The 3,098-nt window shown below is 39.8% G+C and carries 2 protein-coding genes; both read left to right on the forward strand.

The features are described 5' to 3' along the window. Window positions 1–2,178 (forward strand): PAS domain S-box protein (locus IQ229_RS20850; RefSeq protein WP_409339955.1); only part of this gene is annotated, 2,178 nt, incomplete at its 5' end. A gap of 106 nt (window positions 2,179–2,284) precedes the next feature. Beyond that, on the forward strand, window positions 2,285–3,098 hold an 814-nt coding region (locus tag IQ229_RS20855; protein ID WP_194046997.1), incomplete at its 3' end, for a DUF928 domain-containing protein.

The raw sequence follows: 3,098 nt of genomic DNA on the forward strand, positions 1-3,098 counted from the left end.
GGCGATCGCATGGGCAAAAAATGGTATCGAGTCCAAAAGCTGAAAGCAATATTCGTCTTAGCATTGGCAGTTGTATTTACTAATGCTGTAGTCTCATATAGCAACACTGTGAAGCTGATTTACAACCAGCAATGGCTAGCATACTCCTATAAATCTATTACCCAAATTGAAAGTATCCAATCTACACTCAAAGATACTGAAACTGCACAACGTAGTTATTTAATTACAGCAGATGCAGACGATTTACAAACTTATCTTGCAGCTTATCAACAAACAAATAGCAATATTCAGATTCTCAAAAATTTAACTGCCAATAATCGGCAAAAGCAGCAGTGGATTGCTTTACTAGAGACGAAAATTACCAACAGACTCAACATTCTCCAACAAGAAATTTACCTTAGACAAAACCAAGGATTAGAAGCAGTTCGGCAGCAAATCTTATCTGATAATGACAAGCAAATTGGCAAAGAGATTCAACAACTTATTAACGACTCTTTGAAAGCCGAGAAAAATTTATTACAGCAGGAAATGCAGCAGTCACAAGCAAATTCCCAAAAGGCGATAGTGACATTTTTTATCGCTGCGATTGTGGATTTGGTGCTGGTGGCGCTGCTGTATGATTTGTTGTGGCGTTATATCAGGCAACTTCAGCAGACGGAATTGGCCCTACGCCAAAGCGAAAATCGTTTACGAGCCATGATAGATGCAGAACCAGAATGCATCCAGCTAATTGCCAGAGATGGCACCCTTTTAGAAATTAATGCAGAAGGGCTGGCAATGATGGAAGTGGAAAGTGCTGATATCTTGATTGGTAAACCAGTTGATGCCGTAATTGTGCCAGAGTATAGAGCCGCCTTTGCTGACTTACATAAAAGTGTCTGTCAAGGTAATAAGGAGACTCTGGAGTTTGAAATCGTGGGATTTAAAGGCACTCGCCGCTACATAGAAACTCATGCCGTACCACTACGTAACGAATCTGATGACACTTTCATCCATTTGGCACTGACGCGAGATATAACCCAGCAAAAACAGGCAGAACAGAAAATCCGCGAACAAGCAGCGCTGCTAGATGTATCAACTGATGCGATTCTGGTGCGAAATATCCACAACCAAATTTTATTCTGGAATAAAGGTGCCCAAAGTCTATATGGCTGGAAAGCTGAGGAAGTTGTGGGTAAAAATGTTTTGCAACTTTTATATAAAGAGATTTCACCACAGCTAGAAGAGGCTTACTTGAAGGTGATGAATACGGGTGAGTGGCGGGGTGAATTGCATCAACTGACAAGAGAAGGCAAAGTAATTATCGTTGAAAGTCGGTGGACACTGATACCAGATGATAATGGACAACCCAAATCTATTTTGAGTGTAAACACTGAGATTACGCAGCAGAAACAACTAGAAGCTCAACTTCTGCGATCGCAACGTTTGGAGAGTATTGGCACTCTAGCTGGCGGTATCGCTCACGACCTCAATAACATACTATCGCCAATTTTAATGTCAGTTCAAGTGTTGCAGAAGAAATTGCCCGATTCCCAGAGTCAGCAAATCCTGCAAACTTTAGAAAATAATGTCAAACGCGGCGCTAATTTGCTTAAACAAGTGTTATCTTTTGCACGGGGTATTGAAAGCAAACGGACAATTGTAGAAATTCAGCCTTTGATGGCAGAGATTGAGCAAATTATCGCTCAAACATTCCCCAAATCCATTATTTGCCAGATAGATATCCCTAAAAATCTTTGGTACGTTCGTGGAGATATAACTCAACTACATCAGGTATTGATAAACTTAGTAATCAACGCCCGTGACGCTATGCCCAATGGCGGTATTTTAAGAATTGCGGCGGAAAATCTGGTGATTGGCGAACATTCTGCCCAGATAAATATAGATGCGAAAGTGGGTTCTTATATTGCGATCGTGGTGACGGATACTGGTTTAGGTATGTCGTCAGAAGTCCAGCAACGGATTTTTGAACCATTTTTCACTACCAAAGAGGTAGGCAAAGGTACAGGTTTAGGACTTTCTACGGCATTGGGTATTATTAAAAATCACGGTGGTTTTGTCAATGTTTACAGTCAAGTAGGCAGAGATACTCAATTTACAGTGTACTTGCCTGCCTCTACATTTAGAGACACACATTCGCTGTCTCAACAATTGGAATCAGTTATAAAAGATGGCTAAATATATCTACAATAAAACTCGTATACAAGTTTTCATGCAGAGGTTTAATTTAAGGTGAACTTTATGATGACGATAGCAACAAGCAAAAATTGTACCTATTAAATCAATGAAATGGATCTTAACAACTGCTCTGATTTTGAGCAGCACTACTCAATACTCCGCACAGGTAATAGATCAAACTAAACAACCAGCTACTAATAAACAGCCTGCACAACCAGTTAAAACACCTGCTTCACCTCAACAACCTAATTCTCGACCAGTTTTTATTTTGCCAAAAGCACCTGCTCCATTAAGTCCTGTATCTGGGCGTAGAGCAGGAATGGGTAGTCGAGATAATTGTCCTGCGGTTTCAACCCCGCTCACTGCCTTAGTACCATTTCAAGAGGAACAAAAGGTTGGCAAGCAGACAAACAATTCAATTATCGGGACTGTAGAGGGACTAACCACTTTAGAACGACCTACGTTTTGGTTTTACATCCCCTACACTAAGAATTTGTCTAATTCAAGCGCTGAATTTAGCTTACAGGATAGCGCCGGAAATGATGTTTATAGAAATGCGATCGCTCTACCTTCAAAGCCAAGTATCATTGGTATTTATCTCCCTAGTACTGCTTCATTAAAAGTAGATAAGACATATCGCTGGTATTTAAAAGTGCGTTGTAACCAAGAGACAGCAAGTATTCCTATATATGTAGAAGGGGACATTAAAAGAATCAATTTAGATGAGCGTGTTACCCAACAATTAGAAGCTGCAAATGAACCTCGAAAAAAGATTATAATCTATGCGGAAAAAGGGATTTGGTTTGACGCTTTAAATATGCTAGCCCAAAGACGCATTTCTAATTCTAATGATGCATATATTGAAAAAGATTGGCAAAGCTTATTACAATCAGTCAATTTAGATAATATTGCTACGATGC

The sequence above is a fragment of the Nostoc cf. edaphicum LEGE 07299 genome, from assembly GCF_015207245.1.
GTDB classification, from domain to species: domain Bacteria; phylum Cyanobacteriota; class Cyanobacteriia; order Cyanobacteriales; family Nostocaceae; genus Nostoc; species Nostoc edaphicum_B.